This window comes from Caballeronia sp. INDeC2 (assembly GCF_023631325.1).
Taxonomy (GTDB): Bacteria; Pseudomonadota; Gammaproteobacteria; order Burkholderiales; family Burkholderiaceae; genus Caballeronia.
This window is the reverse complement of sequence record NZ_JALQDG010000003.1, coordinates 196,857-212,605: the sequence shown is the minus strand read 5'-3', so window position 1 is coordinate 212,605 and position 15,749 is coordinate 196,857. Positions and strand designations below refer to the sequence as shown.

General features: G+C 65.6%; 14 protein-coding genes. 9 read left to right on the top strand and 5 right to left on the bottom strand.

Annotated elements, in window-relative coordinates; genetic code table 11:
- Positions 1 to 42 precede the first annotated feature (42 nt).
- A complete protein-coding gene (locus tag NCS28_RS02605; RefSeq protein WP_250512323.1) occupies positions 43 to 462 on the top strand; it encodes a hypothetical protein in 420 nt (139 codons plus the stop codon).
- Between the two features lie 18 nt (positions 463 to 480).
- Here the strand turns inward: NCS28_RS02605 and NCS28_RS02600 are convergent, their stop codons facing one another.
- Genes NCS28_RS02600 through aspT (NCS28_RS02590) form a run of 3 tightly spaced genes read right to left on the bottom strand, consistent with a single transcriptional unit; the run spans position 481 to position 4,764 of the window.
- Positions 481 to 1,329 carry an aldo/keto reductase gene (locus NCS28_RS02600; RefSeq protein WP_250512322.1) on the bottom strand — a complete coding sequence of 283 codons (849 nt, stop codon included), beginning with the start codon at positions 1,327 to 1,329 and terminating at the stop codon, positions 481 to 483.
- A gap of 56 nt (positions 1,330 to 1,385) precedes the next feature.
- On the bottom strand, positions 1,386 to 3,077 hold the full coding sequence (gene aspT, locus NCS28_RS02595) for an aspartate-alanine antiporter (protein WP_250512321.1): 1,692 nt from the start codon (positions 3,075 to 3,077) through the stop codon (positions 1,386 to 1,388).
- A gap of 4 nt (positions 3,078 to 3,081) precedes the next feature.
- Positions 3,082 to 4,764 (bottom strand): aspartate-alanine antiporter, encoded by a 1,683-nt coding sequence (aspT, locus tag NCS28_RS02590; protein WP_250512320.1) that lies wholly within the window; start codon positions 4,762 to 4,764, stop codon positions 3,082 to 3,084.
- A gap of 500 nt (positions 4,765 to 5,264) precedes the next feature.
- Here aspT (NCS28_RS02590) and NCS28_RS02585 point away from each other — a divergent pair, with 500 nt between their 5' ends.
- Positions 5,265 to 6,263, top strand: coding sequence for a LysR family transcriptional regulator (locus NCS28_RS02585; protein WP_250512319.1), 999 nt, complete (start codon positions 5,265 to 5,267; stop codon positions 6,261 to 6,263).
- Between the two features lie 88 nt (positions 6,264 to 6,351).
- Here NCS28_RS02585 and NCS28_RS02580 read toward each other — a convergent pair whose 3' ends face one another.
- Complete coding sequence (locus NCS28_RS02580; RefSeq protein WP_250512318.1) at positions 6,352 to 6,858, bottom strand: plasmid fertility inhibition factor family protein; 507 nt, start codon at positions 6,856 to 6,858, stop codon at positions 6,352 to 6,354.
- Between the two features lie 232 nt (positions 6,859 to 7,090).
- Between NCS28_RS02580 and NCS28_RS02575 the strand changes: the two genes are divergently transcribed.
- The 6 genes from NCS28_RS02575 to pdeM all read left to right on the top strand — a co-directional run bounded on the left by NCS28_RS02575 (position 7,091) and on the right by pdeM (position 13,837).
- The gene (locus NCS28_RS02575; protein WP_250512317.1) at positions 7,091 to 8,119 is read left to right on the top strand and encodes a ligase-associated DNA damage response exonuclease; all 1,029 of its coding nucleotides are present in this window, start codon (positions 7,091 to 7,093) and stop codon (positions 8,117 to 8,119) included.
- Positions 8,116 to 9,771 (top strand): ATP-dependent DNA ligase, encoded by a 1,656-nt coding sequence (locus NCS28_RS02570; protein WP_250512316.1) that lies wholly within the window; start codon positions 8,116 to 8,118, stop codon positions 9,769 to 9,771. Before NCS28_RS02575 ends, NCS28_RS02570 begins: the two co-directional genes overlap by 4 nt.
- Complete coding sequence (locus tag NCS28_RS02565; protein ID WP_250512315.1) at positions 9,768 to 12,377, top strand: ligase-associated DNA damage response DEXH box helicase; 2,610 nt, start codon at positions 9,768 to 9,770, stop codon at positions 12,375 to 12,377. The genes NCS28_RS02570 and NCS28_RS02565 overlap by 4 nt, the downstream gene beginning before the upstream one ends.
- 146 nt (positions 12,378 to 12,523) lie before the next feature.
- Complete coding sequence (locus NCS28_RS02560) at positions 12,524 to 12,916, top strand: hypothetical protein (RefSeq protein ID WP_250512314.1); 393 nt, start codon at positions 12,524 to 12,526, stop codon at positions 12,914 to 12,916.
- Positions 12,917 to 12,921: 5 nt separating this feature from the next.
- Complete coding sequence (locus NCS28_RS02555; protein ID WP_250512313.1) at positions 12,922 to 13,125, top strand: hypothetical protein; 204 nt, start codon at positions 12,922 to 12,924, stop codon at positions 13,123 to 13,125.
- A gap of 22 nt (positions 13,126 to 13,147) precedes the next feature.
- Complete coding sequence (gene pdeM, locus NCS28_RS02550; protein WP_250512312.1) at positions 13,148 to 13,837, top strand: ligase-associated DNA damage response endonuclease PdeM; 690 nt, start codon at positions 13,148 to 13,150, stop codon at positions 13,835 to 13,837.
- Here pdeM and NCS28_RS02545 read toward each other — a convergent pair.
- Positions 13,800 to 14,243 (bottom strand): hypothetical protein, encoded by a 444-nt coding sequence (locus tag NCS28_RS02545; RefSeq protein ID WP_250512311.1) that lies wholly within the window; start codon positions 14,241 to 14,243, stop codon positions 13,800 to 13,802. The genes pdeM and NCS28_RS02545 overlap by 38 nt on opposite strands.
- Before the next feature lie 311 nt (positions 14,244 to 14,554).
- Here NCS28_RS02545 and NCS28_RS02540 point away from each other — a divergent pair, with 311 nt between their 5' ends.
- Positions 14,555 to 15,727, top strand: a complete 1,173-nt coding sequence (locus NCS28_RS02540; RefSeq protein ID WP_250512310.1) for an MFS transporter — start codon at positions 14,555 to 14,557, stop codon at positions 15,725 to 15,727.
- Positions 15,728 to 15,749 lie beyond the last annotated feature (22 nt).

Sequence of the window (15,749 nt, the reverse complement as noted above, 5' to 3'; positions counted from 1 at the left end):
CTCTCATCGGTTCGAAGTTCAACGACAACGAGGATTCAACCGATGAAACCCGCCCTTTCCGCCGCGCTCTGTGCACTCACCTTCGGCGTCGCGATGGCCGCGCAGGCGCAGACCGCGCCGCAAGCGCCGACGCCCGGCGCCGCCGATCCGAGCTTCTCTGCTTACGCGCTCGCGCAGCAATGCGCCGCGAAGTCCGACAACACGGCGCAAGGCCAATGCGTGGGCGCCGTGCGCGGCATCGTGCGCGGTTATCAATATGGCGTGCTGTTCCTGTCGCAGCGCGCTTCGCTGCCGGTCAGCGAAACGCAGCGCATATCGCTGTGCCTGACGGATACGACGGTTTCGTCGATCGTAGACGACTTCATCGCCGACGCGAAGCAGGTCAACGAAGCGGATCTCCGGCGCACGCCCGCCGAAGTCGCCGTGCTCGGCTCGGTGCACGCGCATCACGCGTGCACCTGAACCCGATCGGGCGCGGCGTCAGAGCATTTCCAGCGAGCGCTTCGACTTCGGCGGCTTGAACTGCTGATCGATGTCCGCCAGTTCATCGGCGGACAAGTGCAAATCGAGCGCCGCGCGATTCTCGCGCACGTGCGCGACGTCCGCCGCCTTTGGAATCGCAAACACCTGCGGCTGTTGCAGCACCCACGCGAGCGCGACCTGAAACGCCGACACACCGCGCGCCGCCGCGATCTTTTCGAGCGCGCCGCCACGAGGCAGGCGCGCATGGTCGACAGGACTGTATGCCATCGCGGGCATGCGGCGCTCGCGCAGCCACGGCAGCAGATCGAATTCCGGCCCGCGCCGCGCGACGTTGTAGAGAATCTGATCGGTGGCGCAGGCGTCGCCGCCATCGAGTGAAAAGAGCTCTTCGAGGTCGTCGGTGTCGAAGTTGCTCACGCCCCAATGGCGAATCTTGCCGTCGCCCTTCAGTTTCTCGAAGCCCGCGACCACGCCTTCCAGATTCTCGCCGCCGCGCCAGTGCAGCAGATACAGATCGATGCGATCGGTCTTAAGACGCTTCAGGCTGCGCTCGCACGCGGCCTGCACGCCGCGCTCGCTGCCGTTATGCGGATACACCTTGCTGACGATGAACAGCTCGTCGCGCCTATCGCCGAGCGCCTCCGCGATGAGCTTCTCGCTTTCGCCGTCGCCGTACATTTCGGCGGTATCGATGAGCGTCATGCCGAGTTCGACGCCTTCGCGCAGCGCGGCGATCCCGCTCTTGCGCGCGTTCGCGCGCTCGCCCATTTCCCACGTGCCCTGGCCGAGCTTCGGGATCGCTTCGCCGCTTGGCAGCGTGACTGTCGACGGATTCGTTTGAGCCATGAACGGAGCCTCCTTGTGTGTCCGCCGATTATGGCGCAAGGAGCACGCCCGTCATGTCACACGAGGCCGACGACCAGCGGCCCGAGCAGCGTCAGCAGCACGTTCGCGAGCGCATACGTGATCGCGAACGGGACGGTCGGCACCGTGCTTTCGGCCTTGTCGAGCACGCCGCCGAAAGCCGGATTCGCGCTGCGCGAGCCGGTCAGCGCGCCCGCGAGCAGCGCAGCGTTGTCGTAGCGCAGGACGTAGCGGCCGAAGAGCATCGTCAGCACGAGTGGAAAAAGCGTGACGAACACGCCGAGCAGGAAGATCGTCAGTCCGCTTTGCTTCACCGTCACGACCGCCTGCAAGCCCGAATTGAGGCCGACCACCGCGACGAACGCCGCCAGCCCGAAGTCCTTCAGCAACTGCGACGCGGCGGGCGGCATCACGCCGTACATCGGATGCTTGCCGCGCATCCAGCCGAACAGCAAGCCCGTGAGCAGACAGCCGCCGCCGGAGCCGAGCGTGAGCGGCACGCCGCCGACATCGACGACGATCAGCCCGATCAGCAACCCGAGCACGATGCCCACGCCCATGTAGATGAAATCGGTCTTGTCGGAATACGGCAGCTCGTAGCCGGCCGCATCCACCGCGCGCTTCGTGTCGCGCGGCGAGCCGTATAACGTGATGACATCGCCATGATTCAGCTTCGTCTCCGGCAGCACCGGCAGCGGATGCCCGGCGCGCGTGATCGCCTGAATATAGACGCCGTGACGCATGTCGTGATCGACCGTGGCGCGCAGTTCGCCGATGCTCACGTGATTCATGCCGCGCTTCGTGAACACGCCCTGGCGCTTCTGCATGACGACGCTGCTGCCGTCGGTATCCGCGACTTCCTCGCCTATGTGCGCCGCCGCGCCCACCATCACCTCGCGGCGGCCGACCACGAGCACGACGTCGTCCGCTTCCAGCACGACGTCCGGCGCCGGTTCGAGCACGTGGCCCGCGCGCCGGATGCGCTCGATGGTGATCATGTCCCGATCGTCCGTTTCGATATGCGCGACCGAGCGCTTCGCCGCGCCGTCGCGCGTCACGCGATACGAGCGCCCGACCAGCGCGGGCAATGCCGAAATCTGCCCCGGCCCGGGACCGGCATCGCCGCCCGCGAGCGCCTTCTCCGCTTCGGCCGACGCGTCCTTGAGGCTCTGCCCCATGAACTTCGGCAGGATGTTCACGCACACGATGATCGCGCCGAGCGAGCCGAACACGTAGGTCACCGCGTACGCGATCGCGACGTCGGCCTGCAGCGCCTTCGTTTGCGCGGCGGGCAGGCCGAGGCGCGCGATCGCATCGCCCGCCGTGCCGATGATCGCCGATTGCGTGAGCGCCCCGCCCGCCAGCCCCGCCGCGAGCCCCTTGTTCAGCCCGAAGAGCTTCGCGCAGACGAGCACGCTCGCGAGCGCCGTCGCCGCGAGAAAGACGGCCATCGCGATTTCGCGCGGCGTCCTGCGATTGATCGAACTGAAGAACTGCGGCCCGGAGTCGTAGCCGACCGCGTAGATGAACACGGCGAACATCACGGATTTCACGCCGTTATCGATCTGCACGCCCACCTGGCTCACGATCACCGCCGCGATCAGCGAGCCGCCCACCCCGCCGAGCTGAAACTTGCCGAAGTTGATCTGCCCGATCAGATAGCCCGCCGCGAGCGACAGAAAGAGCGCCGTCACCGGCGATGCCTGAAAGATGCCGTGGAGCCATTCCATGAGGTCAGCCCAGTTTGCTCGCCAGCCCGACGATCACGGGCCCGAGCAGCGGCAACAGCACGTTGGAGAGCGCATACGTGATCGTGTAGCCGATGACGGGCGTGGCGTTCCCCGTCACGCCGACGAGCGCGCTGATCGCGGGCGTGCTGCATTGCTGGCCGGCGATCGCGCCGAGCAGCATCGGCACGTCGAGCTTGAGGAGCCATCGTCCAATGAAGAGCGACGCGAGCGCGGGCCCGAGCGTGACGACGATGCCCGCGAGCGGCAGCGCGACGCCGTACTCGCGCACGAGCCTGAGCGCGTCCGCCCCCGCCGACAGCCCGACCGCCGCGATGAACGTGCAGAGACCGAAGTCCTTCAGAATCTGCGCCGCCGCCGAGGGCAGCGAGCCGATCAGCGGATAGCGCGAGCGGATCCAGCCGAACAGCAGCCCCGCGAGCAGGCAGCCGCCGCCCGTGCCGAGCGTCAGGTCGATGCCGCCGACATGCGCCGACAGACGCCCGATCCCGATGCCGAGCAGCACGCCCAGCCCGAGAAACACGAAGTCGGTCTTCTGCGTCTCGCGAATCACGTAGCCGAGCTTGGCCGCGCCGCGCGCGACATCCTCCTTGTTGCCGACGAGCGTCAGCACGTCGCCGCGATGCAGCCGCGTACCGGACAGGGCGGGAATCGTGCTGTCGAGGCGCGTCACGGCCTCGACGAAGACGCCGTGCGCATCGGCGGGCGCGGCGCGGGCGCGCACCTGCGCGAGCGTGAGATCGTGCAAATCCCGGCGCGTGAGCATCACGTCGACGCGCTCGACGTAGACATCGGAGACGGCGTTGCCGAACACTTCCTCGCCGATCGCGCCGATCGCCTCGACGAGCGCCTCACGCCGCCCGCCGACCACGACGAGATCGCCCGCCCTCAGCACGACGGCCGGCTGCGGCTTGATGACCGCGCGGTCGCGCTGCACGCGCTGCACGCTGATGTTGTCGTGAAAGCGCTTCTCCAGCTCGCCGACGGTCAAACCGGCCGCCGCCGTCACTTTGAGCTCGCGGCCGGCGAGCGGCGGCGCGGCGGGCGTCTGCCCCGCGCCGAGCGCGCCGTTCCCGCCGAGCTCGCGCCACACGCGCTGCGCTTCGTCGCGCAGATTCACCCGCAGGATGAGCGGCGCGAACTGGCTCGTGAAAAGCACGATCGTGACGAGGCCGAACAGGTAGCTGACGCTGTATGCGGTGACGATGTTCGCCTGCAGCCGCGCGGTATCGGCGGCGGAGAGGCCGAGCCGGTTGATCGCCTCGGAGGCCGTGCCGATCACGGCGGATTCGGTCGCGCCGCCCGCGAGCAGGCCTGCGGCGGTGCCGGCATCGAGCTTCAGGACGACGACGGCGCACAGCACGAGCGCGACCACGACGACAATCTCTACGATCGACAGCGCGCCGTAGCGCCAGCCGCGCCCGATGTTCGCGAAAAACTGCGGACCGCCGGTGAAACCCAGCGCGAAAATGAATAGCGCGAATGCGATGTTCTTGAGATCTGGCGATATACGCGCGCCGCTTTGCCCGAGAATCAGCGCGACGATAAGCGTACCGCACACGCCGCCGAGTTGAATGGGACCGAGCTTCACGGAGCCGATGAGATAGCCGATCGCGAGACTGCAAAACAATGCGATTTCAGGCTGGGCGGCAAGCAGGTTCCATATCATGGCGTCGACTTTCTGTTTATCTGTTCGCCAAATCGGCGCGCTAATCATTAATGAATCGGACAGCCTGACGGCTGAATTTACAGCAACAGGATTTATCGAAAGCTCTTAATCAATAAATAAAACCTTTCATTTGTGCTTTCTGATATTTCAGCATCTGGATCCGTCGTGCCACCGTACGAAATTCGATGTTTTAAGCGGCCACGACATATAACAAGGAAGTTTCAGCGAAATGATATCGATTAGCGGGAAGCCTTATATCTAAAGGCTCAGCGGGCGCGCTAAAACAGAAGTCGCGCTTTTGTGCCGCTACCACGCCCCAAAATTAACTCCGGCCGCTCGATAAAAAAGAACCATTTCCGCCCAAAACTTCATGATTTAAATATTGCAATCTCCCGATCCTGTCAATATTATTAGCTTCATGGTTTGGTCAATAACCGGACACACGCATGCGGTAGGTGCGTAGCTCCTTATTCCAGTGGCACAACCGAGAGGGCACCAAGATGAACCAGATTCATGCAATGCGGGTTTTCGTGCGAGTGGCGGACACCGAGAGCTTCCGCCGCGCAGCACAACAACTCGATGTCTCGAATGCGCTGGTTACAAGGGCAATCGCAATGCTCGAAGCGCATTTGAGGACCCGCCTCATCAACCGCACTACCCGCAATCTTTCCCTCACCGAAGCCGGCACGCGTTATCTCGAAGGCTGCCGCGCACTCCTCGAAGAACTGGATCATCTCGAATCGACCGTCACGCACACCGAGGGCGAGCCTAGCGGCACGCTGCGCGTCGTCGCGTCGAGCGCGCTGTCTCTGCTCACGCTCACTCCACTCATCGACGGATTTCGAAAAGTCTATCCCAAAGTCAACGTGCGCCTGACCCTCGCAGAGCGACACGTCGACCTCGTCGAGGACGGCTATGACGTCGGCATCGTCACGGCTTTCATGGTGTCCAGCACGGCGCTTATCGAGCGGCCGGTCGGCACCAACTCGCTCGTGCCTGTCGCGACGCCTGCGTTCGTCGCCGAGCACGGCATGCCCAATTCGCCCACCGATCTGCAATCGCTGCCTTCCGTCGGACTGCCGAACGAGATGCGCAGCCAGACCTGGCACTTCCGGCATCGTCTGGGCGACGCAGATCAGGTCACGCTCGCGCCCGTGTACACGGTCAACAACGGATTGATGGTGCGTCTTGCCACGCTGAAGAGCATGGGTTTCTCGATCGTTCCCGAAGGCATCGTGCGCGCCGATCTCGAGGACGGCACGCTCGTTCGCCTGCTGGACGGCTATTCGATCGACGACCCCGACATGAAAGTGTCGATCGTCTATCCGGGACGGCAGTATCTGCCCGCGAAGACGCGCTTTTTCATCGACTATGCGCTGGACTATCTGAGCAGGGAATTCGCCGCCAAAAGCATCCGGCCCGACGAGGCCATGCGGCCGCCCATGCCGTCCGTCATGCCGTTGCAATCGATACGCGGTGTCTCGGCGACCGCGAACTGACAACAACCAGCAAGGCCGGGCGGCCCATGAGCCGTCCGGCACGTCCACGCCGCGCCCCGGACGCCCCTGCCCGCGGCTCGCGCGGCGCTCAACCCTCCCCGTATTCCGCACTCGACGCATCCGGCGCCGCGCACATCTCGCGCAGCAAGTCCGCCTCGCGTTCGTGCACTTCGACCGGCATGCACAACGCGCCGGCGTGCGCCATATAGCGCGCGCGATGCTGCCCGTTGCGAAACGCGACGACCCCTTCCCGATGCACGCCCAAAAGGCCGAGCAGCCCCGGCGAGCGCCGCACGCTGATCGTCACGTACGGCATTTCGGGCACGCGCGGATTGTCCGGGTCGAGGAACTCGCGGATGCCGCGCACCTTGCCCGCGTGCCAGTCGTCGACCGCTTTGAGCACGTAATCGGTGTCGTCGCGATTGGCGCACGCGAGCAACTTGCGGACATCGACGAGCACGACCTGATGACGCGAGCCGTGGTCGTTGAAAACCCGCTTCAGGCGCACGAAGTCATACTGCGGATGGCTCTGGAGCCTGACGATCCAGACCGCTTCTGCGGCGGTCGGCGCAACCATCGTGTCCATGTTCGGCATATGAAAAAGACCGCGGCGCGCGCGCCCCGTGCGCGCGTGTTTCGCTGAACTACGGCCCGTACGCGATTCGTTGAACAAAGCGCAGGGACAAACAAACTTTTACACCCTAGACGCGATTCATGAAAGCGCCGTGACGGGCACGTGGCGTGCTTTTGTTGCCAGAATCGAACACATCCACGTAGCCTGACAACGCGCGCTGCAAGCGGCTGTCATCACACGCGATCAACAATCAGTGGACACTTCATCCGATCTCATCGTCGCGCGGCCCGAAGGTCTCTTCTGTGTGCCGGGCAACTTCCATATCGACCCTTGGCGGCCCGTCGAACGCGCGGTCATCACGCATGCGCACGCGGATCACGCGCGCTTCGGCCACGCGCGCTATCTGGCCGCTGAACCGGGCGTGGGCGTGTTGTTATCGAGGCTGCCGGGCATCGACGTGCAAGGGCTCCCCTATGGCGAAGCGATCGACGTGAACGGCGTGCGCGTGTCGCTGCATCCGGCGGGGCACGTGCTCGGCTCGGCGCAGGTGCGCGTCGAGTACAAAGGGCGCGTGTGGGTCGCGTCCGGCGATTACAAGGTCGAGCCCGATCCGACCTGCGCGCCTTTCGAGCCCGTGCGCTGCGATACGTTCATCACCGAATCGACGTTCGGCTTGCCGATCTATCGATGGGACAGCCCGCACGAAATTTTCGACGGCATCGATTCATGGTGGCGGCACAACGCGGCGCAAGGCCGCGCGTCGGTGCTTTTCTGCTATTCGTTCGGCAAGGCGCAGCGGGTGCTCGCGGGCGTCGATGCGGCCATCGGTCCGATCTTCTGCCACGGCGCGGTCGAACCGCTCAATCGCGCGTACGTGCAGGCGGGCGTCGCGCTGCCGCCGACGCGCCTCGTCAGCGAAATCGCCGCCAAGGACAAGGCCGCCTTCAAGGGCGCGCTGATCGTCGCGCCGCCGTCCGCGCAAGGCAGCACCTGGATGCGCCGCTTCGGCGATTACAGCGACGCCTTCGCGTCCGGCTGGATGCGCCTGCGCGGCACGCGGCGGCGCAAGGGCGTCGATCGCGGCTTCGTGCTGTCGGATCACGCTGACTGGCCCGGCCTGCAACTCGCGATCGGTGCGACGGGCGCCCAACGCGTGATCGTCACGCATGGCCAGATCGAGCCGATGGTGCGTTGGCTCTGCGAACAAGGACTGGATGCGGGCGCGTTCAAGACCGAATACGGCGACGATGTCGTCGAAGCCGATACGGCCGAGGCGTCATGAAGCGCTTCGCGACGCTCTACGCCGCGCTCGACGCGACGACATCGACCAACGAAAAGCTCGAAGCGCTGATCGTGTATTTCTCCGGCGCGGCGCCTGAAGACGCAGCGTGGGCGTCGTACTTTCTCGCGGGCGGCAAGCCGCGCCAGTCGGTGCCGACGCGCCTGCTCACCGAATTCGCCCGCGAGCGCGCGGGCTTGCCGGAGTGGCTTTTCGAGGAGTCCTATCAGGCGGTCGGCGATCTCGCCGAGACCATCGCGCACGTGCTGCCGAGCGCGTCGGGCGAATCGTCGCTCGGGCTCGCGCAGTGGATCGAGGAACGCGTGCTGACATTGCGCGGCGCGAACCCGATCGAGTTGCGCGAACGGCTTCTCGGCTACTGGGACGAACTGAACTGGAGCGAGCGCTTTCTGCTGACGAAGCTGATCGGCGGCGGCTTTCGCGTGGGCGTCGCACGGCAGCTCGTCGTGCGGGCGTTGGCACAAGTCGCGGGCGTCGATCACAAGCGCATCGCGCAGCGCATGGTCGGCTGGACCGATTCGCGGCAGGCGCCGAGCGCGGCGCGTTATCTGCGGCTGATCGCGCCGGCGGCCGAAGGCGATGACGTCGACACGCCGCACGAAAGCGATATCGGCCTGCCCTATCCGTTCTTCCTCGCGCATCCCTTGCAGATCGACCCGGCGACGCTCGGTTCGCCCGATGACTGGATCGTCGAATGGAAATGGGACGGCATACGCGCGCAGCTCGTGAAGCGCGCGGGCCGCGTGTGGATCTGGTCGCGCGGCGAGGATCTCCTCACGGAGCGCTTTCCCGAACTGGCGTCGCTTGGCGAAGCGCTGCCCGACGGCACCGTGATCGACGGCGAGATTCTCGCGTGGGAGCCGGGCGCGAACGCGCCGCTGCCGTTTGCGCGCCTGCAGCCGCGCATCACGCGCAAGTCGCTCACGAAAAAAGTGCTCGCCGATTCGCCCGCCGCGCTGCTTGCCTACGATCTGCTCGAAGCCGATGGCCGCGATCTGCGCATGGCGCCGCTGCATGAACGGCGCGCCCGGCTGGATGCGCTCGCGTCGTCGCTTGCGGTCGACGTGCTGCGCGTTTCGCCGACCGTCGTCGCATCCGGCTGGGAAGCGCTCGCCGCGTTGCGCGACGAAAGCCGCGCGCGCGGCGTCGAAGGATTGATGCTGAAGGAGCGCGCGTCGATGTACGGCGTCGGGCGCACGAAGGCGTCGGGCACGTGGTGGAAGTGGAAGATCGATCCGTATGCGATCGACGCCGTGCTGCTCTACGCGCAGCGCGGCCACGGACGGCGCGCGAGCCTCTACACGGATTTCACCTTCGCCGTGTGGGACGAAGCGGATGGCGCGCGCACGCTCGTCCCCTTCGCAAAGGCCTATTCCGGTCTGACCGACGAAGAAATGCGCCAGGTCGATGCGATCGTGCGCAAGACGACCATCGAAAAGTTCGGGCCCGTGCGCAGCGTCACGCCGACGCTCGTCTTCGAGATCGGCTTCGAAGGGATTCAGGCGAGCCCGCGGCACAAGTCGGGCATCGCGGTGCGCTTTCCGCGCATGTTGCGCTGGCGCACCGACAAGAAGATCGAAGACGCCGATACGCTCGACATGCTCAAGGGCTTTCTGAACGAGGCGACGGCATGAGCGCGCCGGAGTCATCGGACGAGGACAAGGACAAGCGACGCGCGCCGCGTCCCCGCCGCGTGCCGCGCACGCGTGCGGCGCAGGCGAAGATCGATGCGGCAGCCGAGCTGTTCACGCCCGCGCCTTTGGCCTTCGACGAAACCCGAGCCGCGACGCCGATCGATGAGCGCATCGCGCATTGGTTCGACGAACGCGGCTGGCAGCCGTTCGAGTTTCAGCGCGAAGCGTGGCGCGAGATCGCACGCGGCGCGAGCGGCCTGCTGCACGCGACGACCGGTGCGGGCAAGACTTGGGCCGTGTGGCTCGGCGCGCTCGCGGCGTACGCGGGCGCCCCGCCAAAACCGAACGCGCTGGCCGCGCCGCTGACCGTCCTCTGGATCACGCCGATGCGCGCGCTCGCCGCCGACAGCGCCCGCGCGCTGCAAGGCGCGGTGAGCGCGCTCTCGGTGCCGTGGACGGTCGGGATGCGCACTGGCGATACATCGTCGACCGAACGCGCGCGGCAAAATCGCCGCATGCCGTCCGCGCTCGTGACGACGCCCGAAAGCCTCACGCTGATGCTCACGCGCGCCAATGCGCGGGAAGAACTGAAGCATCTGCGCATGATCGTCGTCGATGAATGGCACGAGTTGCTCGGCAACAAACGCGGCACGCAGACGCAACTGGCGATCGCGCGGCTCGCGCGCTGGCGGCCGGATTTGCAGATCTGGGGCCTGTCCGCGACGCTCGGCAATCTCGCCCTCGCGCACGATGCGCTGCTGCATCCCGTGAAAACGCCCCGCGTCGTCGTGCGCGGCGCGCAGCCGAAGACGCTCGTCGTCGATACGCTGATTCCCGAGACCATCGAGCGCTTTCCGTGGGGCGGGCATCTCGGCGTGCGCCAAGTCGGCCCGGTCGCCGATGAAATCGAGCATGCGCAAAGTTCGCTCGTCTTCACCAACACGCGCTCGCAATCGGAAATCTGGTATCGCGCGCTGCTCGAATTGCGGCCGGAGTGGGCGGGCCTGCTCGCGCTGCATCACGGCTCGCTCGACAAGGAAGTGCGCGACTGGGTCGAACTCGGCCTGAAGAACGGGCAACTGAAGGCGGTCGTCTGCACGTCGAGTCTCGATCTGGGCGTCGATTTTCTGCCGGTCGATCGTGTGTTCCAGATCGGCTCGCCGAAGGGCGTCGCGCGCCTCATGCAGCGCGCGGGACGCTCCGGCCACGCGCCGGGCCGCGTGTCGCGGGTGACGATTGTGCCGACGCACGCGCTCGAACTCGTCGAAGCGGCGGCGGCGCGCTGGGCTATCCAGGAGCATCGCATCGAAGGCCGCGACATGCCGCTGAAGCCGCTCGACGTGCTCGTGCAGCATCTCGTGACGGTGGCGATCGGCGGCGGCTTCATGCCCGCCGACATGCTCGACGAAGTCCGCACCGCGTATGCGTATCGCGATCTGAAGGCGCACGAGTTCGACTGGGCGCTCGCGTTCGTCGAGCGCGGCGGTACGTCGCTCAAGGCGTATCCGGACTTTCATCGCGTCGTGAAGGGAGATGACGGCGTCTATCGCGTGCCACGCGAGGATCTCGTGCGCCGGCATCGCAACAACGTCGGGACGATCGTTGCGAACGCAACCATCAACGTGGCGTATATGACGGGCGGGCGCATCGGCGCGATGGAGGAATCGTTCATCTCGCGTCTGAAGCCCGGCGACGTCTTCACCTTCGGCGGCCGCGCGCTCGAACTCGTGCGCGTGCGCGACATGACCGCCTACGTGAAGCGCGCTACTTCATCGCGCGGTGCGATGCCGCAATGGGCCGGCAGCAAGATGCCGCTTTCGTCCGAACTCGCGGACGCCGCGCTCGTGATGCTCGCGCGTGCCAGCGACGGCATCTTCGACGAGCCCGAAATGCGCGCCGTCAGGCCGCTGCTCGACTTGCAGGCGAAGTGGTCCGCGCTGCCGGGGCCGGGCGTGCTCGTCGTCGAACTGGTGCGCTCGCGCGAAGGTCATCACTTCTTCTGCTATCCGTTCGCGGGGCGCATGGCGCATATCGGTTTGGGGTCGCTCTTCGGATGGCGGGCGTCACGCGATCAACCGGGCACGTTCTCCATTTCGATGAACGACTACGGCTTCGAGTTGCTGTCGGCGCGGCCGTTCGACTGGGAGACGCTCATCGCGGAAGGACTTTTTTCGCCGGAGAATCTGGAGCACGACATTCTCGCGAGTCTCAACGCATCCGAACTGTCGGCGCGGCGTTTTCGCGAGATCGCGCGCGTGTCGGGGCTGATTTATCAGGGCCATCCGGGGCAGCAGAAAAGCGCGCGCCAGTTGCAAGCGTCGAGCGGACTGTTCTACGAGGTCTTCCGCAAGCACGACAGCGCCAATCTGCTGCTCGCGCAGGCCGATCAGGAAGTGATGCTGCAGGAGCTGGAACTGGGCCGCATCCGCGCGGCGTTGCAGCGCATGAGCGATAGCCGCCTCGTGCTCACGCGTCCGAAGAAGCCGACGCCTTTCGCGTTTCCGCTGATCGTCGCGCGTCTGCGGGAAAAGGTGAGCACGGAGAAGCTGTCGGATCGCGTCGAGCGCATGCTCGCGGATCTCGAGAAGGCGGCGCTGAATCCCTGATGCTTTTTTGTCGGCGATGCTGCGAATTCGAACTTCGTCGAGAGACTTCGACATGGTCCGCGCGCTACCCTGCGCCGCGCCTCGCGACCCGCGGGTTCCCGCAGGTTCCAAGAGCACCGGCTCCGACAACGAACAGACCAACCGACATGAAACAAATTCGCATCTTCGCGCTTGCGCTCATCGCTTTCGCCTCCGCATCGTGTGCAAACGATCCGCGCGTGCTGGATCAACGGGCACTCGCAGGTTCTTCCACGAGTCCGGCGACGAAAGTGCTTATCGTGATCGATAGCAAAGCCGTGATCGATCCGCGCGTGAACGCGGAAATCGAGGCGTACAAGAGTGCAATGAGCGCGGCGGTGCAAAGCGCGCTCAAGCCCATTCCGACACAGCTCATCGACATCACGTTGAGTAGCAGGTCGAGCAATCCGCTGGGCGAACCCGCGTTGAATTTCCGGCCGAGCCATATCGTCCAGCTTCTGCCGGCGGCGAGTTCGTCCGTGAACGTATTCCGGTCAAGTACACTTGGCGGCTTGAATTAGACGACATGGCGGTCACGCGATTCGCCGCCGTGAACGGCCGTCCCTCCGGCACGCGCTTCGACGCCGAACCTGCCTATGAGATTCGGGCCGAAGGCGACGCCTGTTTCTCATCGACGGCTCGCGCGCAGGAATGCGGCGCATCGATGGGCAAGGTGCTCGGGGAAGCGCTTCGCGCCGCGCCGGTCCTGCACATCGATGCCGGCGCCTGAACATCAACCCACGCTCAATTCAATGGCAGTCGAAGCTCTGACCATCGACATCAACGGCCACGCGCTCCTGCTCTCCGCGAACCGCGCGGCCTTCGATCCGCTTCTGAACACGCTGTTCATCGCGGATGCGCATTTCGGCAAGGACGCCGTCTTTCGCGCGCGCGGCATTCCGGTGCCCGTGGGCACGACCGGCGAGAGCCTCGCGCGGCTCGATGCGCTCGTCGCGGCGCATCGGCCGGAATCGATCGTCTTTCTCGGCGATCTGCTGCACGCGCGCGAATCCCACGCCGACGAGACCCTCGACGCGCTCGCCGCATGGCGCGCGAAGCATCGCGCGCTGGAACTCGTGCTCGTCGAAGGCAATCACGACAAACACGCGGGCGCGCTGCCCGCCATGTTCGGCGTCGATGTCGTGAAGGAACCGTACGTGCTCGGGCCGTGGGCGCTTTGTCATCACCCTCAGACGGTGGATGGCGCGTACGCGCTCGCCGGACACGAGCATCCGGTCTACCGGCTCGCGACGCGCGTGGACAGCGTGCGCCTGCCCTGCTTTCGCTTCGGTCCGCGCGCGGGCGTGCTGCCCGCGTTCGGTGCGTTCACGGGCGGCTTCGAGGTGAACGGCGAAGTGCGCGCCGAAGCGCTCTACGTGATCGCCGGCGAGCGCGTGTTTCCGCTCAGTGATAAGTCGTCGTCGACGACTGCAGCTTCGTGAGCTTGCCGCGCTGGAAGCCGAACCAGCCGAGATTCGACTGCATCACGACTTCCTCGCCCTGCCAGAACACGCGCCGGACCGTCATGCGCTGATTCACGCGCTGCACGAGCGGCGGATTGCGGCGGAAATCGTAGAGCAGCGGGCCGGTGTCGGACTGCACGAGCATGCGCGTGACGGTGTCGCCCGCGCCGGACGTTTCATCGAAATGCGCGATGCGCTTGGCATCGAAGCGATCGAAAACCTGTGTGTCGATGAGCGCGGCCATGCCGGATTCGTCGCGCAGGAAATGCAGCGCGCCCGCCTTCGTGGCGATGGGCCCGGAGGCGTCGCTCTGGGCGTGCGCGAGCGCGCCGAGCAGCATCGTGGATGCGAGTGCGAAGCGGATAAGGACTTTTGACAGTGACATTTTCATTCGATAGTTGCTGCGTTTTTCCAACACTCTCCGGCGTCTGCGACACGCAAGGAATGCGCGGCGCTCAAGGCGTTACCGGAAACATCTGACGCATGCGGGCGTTGCATCGGCAAGACCCGTGCGCCGCTCGCGCTTCCAGAAGAATATCCGTCCAGACGGGGCCTGGTTCGGGGCGATCGGCATCAGGGTTTATACCAGCATCGAAAATTACCTTTCGGTACAATTCGAGCCTTCAACTCCGCCTCGGCGCCTGCATCGCTCAATCCGACGATGCGCCCAGACGTGACACCTCGCCCGCCTCCACCATGCCTCTGCCTCTTTTCGCTCTCGCCATTGCCGCGTTCGGCATCGGCACGACCGAATTCGTCATCATGGGCCTGTTGCCCAACGTCGCGCGCGATCTTGCAGTGACGATCCCGGCGGCGGGCATGCTCGTGTCCGGCTACGCGCTCGGCGTCACGATCGGCGCGCCGATTCTGGCGGTCGTCACCGCGAAGATGCCGCGCAAGAAGGCGCTGATGAGCCTGATCGGCGTGTTCATCGTCGGCAATCTGCTGTGCGCGCTCGCGCCGAACTACTGGGTGCTGATGGGCGCGCGCATCGTCACCGCGTTCTGCCACGGCGCGTTCTTCGGCATCGGCTCGGTGGTCGCCGCGGATCTCGTCGCGCCGAACCGCCGCGCCCAGGCCATCGCGCTGATGTTCACCGGACTCACGCTCGCCAACGTGCTCGGCGTGCCGCTCGGCACCGCGCTCGGCCAGGCGGCCGGCTGGCGCTCGACGTTCTGGATCGTCACGCTGATCGGCGTCGCGGCGGCGGGCGCGCTCGCCGTGTGCCTGCCGAAGCACATCGAGATGCGCGACACCAGCATCCTGCGCGAATTCGACGTGCTCAAGAACCCGCAAGTGCTGATGGTGCTCGGCATCAGCGTGCTCGCGTCGGCCAGCCTTTTCTCGGTGTTCACATATATCACGCCGATCCTCGAAGACGTAACGGGCCTTTCGCCGCACGCGGTCACTTACGTGCTGCTGCTCTTCGGCCTTGGTCTCACGGTCGGCAGCACGCTCGGCGGCAAGCTCGCGGACTGGAAGCTGCTGCGCTCGCTGCTCACGTTCCTGTTGTCGATCGTCGTGATCCTGACGATCTTCGCGAGCACGATGCACGAGCCCATCCCGGCGATGATCACCATCTTCTTGTGGGGCGTGCTCGCCTTCGCGATCGTCCCGCCGCTGCAAATACTGATCGTGAATCGCGCGAGCGATGCGCCCAATCTCGCATCGACGCTGAATCAGGGCGCGTTCAACCTCGGCAACGCGACGGGCGCGTGGCTCGGCGGCTGCGTGATCGGCGCGGGCGCGCCGCTCACGTCGCTGCCGTGGGTCGGCATTCTGATGGCGGTAAGCGCGTTCGGTCTCACGCTGCTGTCGGCGACGCTCGACAAGCGCGCGCGCCGTCTTTCGATCGGACAGGCCGCCTGATTGCCGGCGCGCGGCACGTTGC

Excerpts from the sequence above, each read along its gene's own strand:
- NCS28_RS02605 (WP_250512323.1), top strand. The coding sequence starts at position 43 with ATGAAACCCGCCCTTTCCGCCGCGCTCTGTGCACTCACCTTCGGCGTC.
- NCS28_RS02600 (WP_250512322.1), bottom strand. The coding sequence starts at position 1,329 with ATGGCTCAAACGAATCCGTCGACAGTCACGCTGCCAAGCGGCGAAGCG.
- aspT (WP_250512321.1), bottom strand. The coding sequence starts at position 3,077 with ATGGAATGGCTCCACGGCATCTTTCAGGCATCGCCGGTGACGGCGCTC.
- aspT (WP_250512320.1), bottom strand. The coding sequence starts at position 4,764 with ATGATATGGAACCTGCTTGCCGCCCAGCCTGAAATCGCATTGTTTTGC.
- NCS28_RS02585 (WP_250512319.1), top strand. The coding sequence starts at position 5,265 with ATGAACCAGATTCATGCAATGCGGGTTTTCGTGCGAGTGGCGGACACC.
- NCS28_RS02580 (WP_250512318.1), bottom strand. The coding sequence starts at position 6,858 with ATGCCGAACATGGACACGATGGTTGCGCCGACCGCCGCAGAAGCGGTC.
- NCS28_RS02570 (WP_250512316.1), top strand. The coding sequence starts at position 8,116 with ATGAAGCGCTTCGCGACGCTCTACGCCGCGCTCGACGCGACGACATCG.
- NCS28_RS02565 (WP_250512315.1), top strand. The coding sequence starts at position 9,768 with ATGAGCGCGCCGGAGTCATCGGACGAGGACAAGGACAAGCGACGCGCG.
- NCS28_RS02560 (WP_250512314.1), top strand. The coding sequence starts at position 12,524 with ATGAAACAAATTCGCATCTTCGCGCTTGCGCTCATCGCTTTCGCCTCC.
- NCS28_RS02555 (WP_250512313.1), top strand. The coding sequence starts at position 12,922 with ATGGCGGTCACGCGATTCGCCGCCGTGAACGGCCGTCCCTCCGGCACG.
- pdeM (WP_250512312.1), top strand. The coding sequence starts at position 13,148 with ATGGCAGTCGAAGCTCTGACCATCGACATCAACGGCCACGCGCTCCTG.
- NCS28_RS02545 (WP_250512311.1), bottom strand. The coding sequence starts at position 14,243 with ATGTCACTGTCAAAAGTCCTTATCCGCTTCGCACTCGCATCCACGATG.
- NCS28_RS02540 (WP_250512310.1), top strand. The coding sequence starts at position 14,555 with ATGCCTCTGCCTCTTTTCGCTCTCGCCATTGCCGCGTTCGGCATCGGC.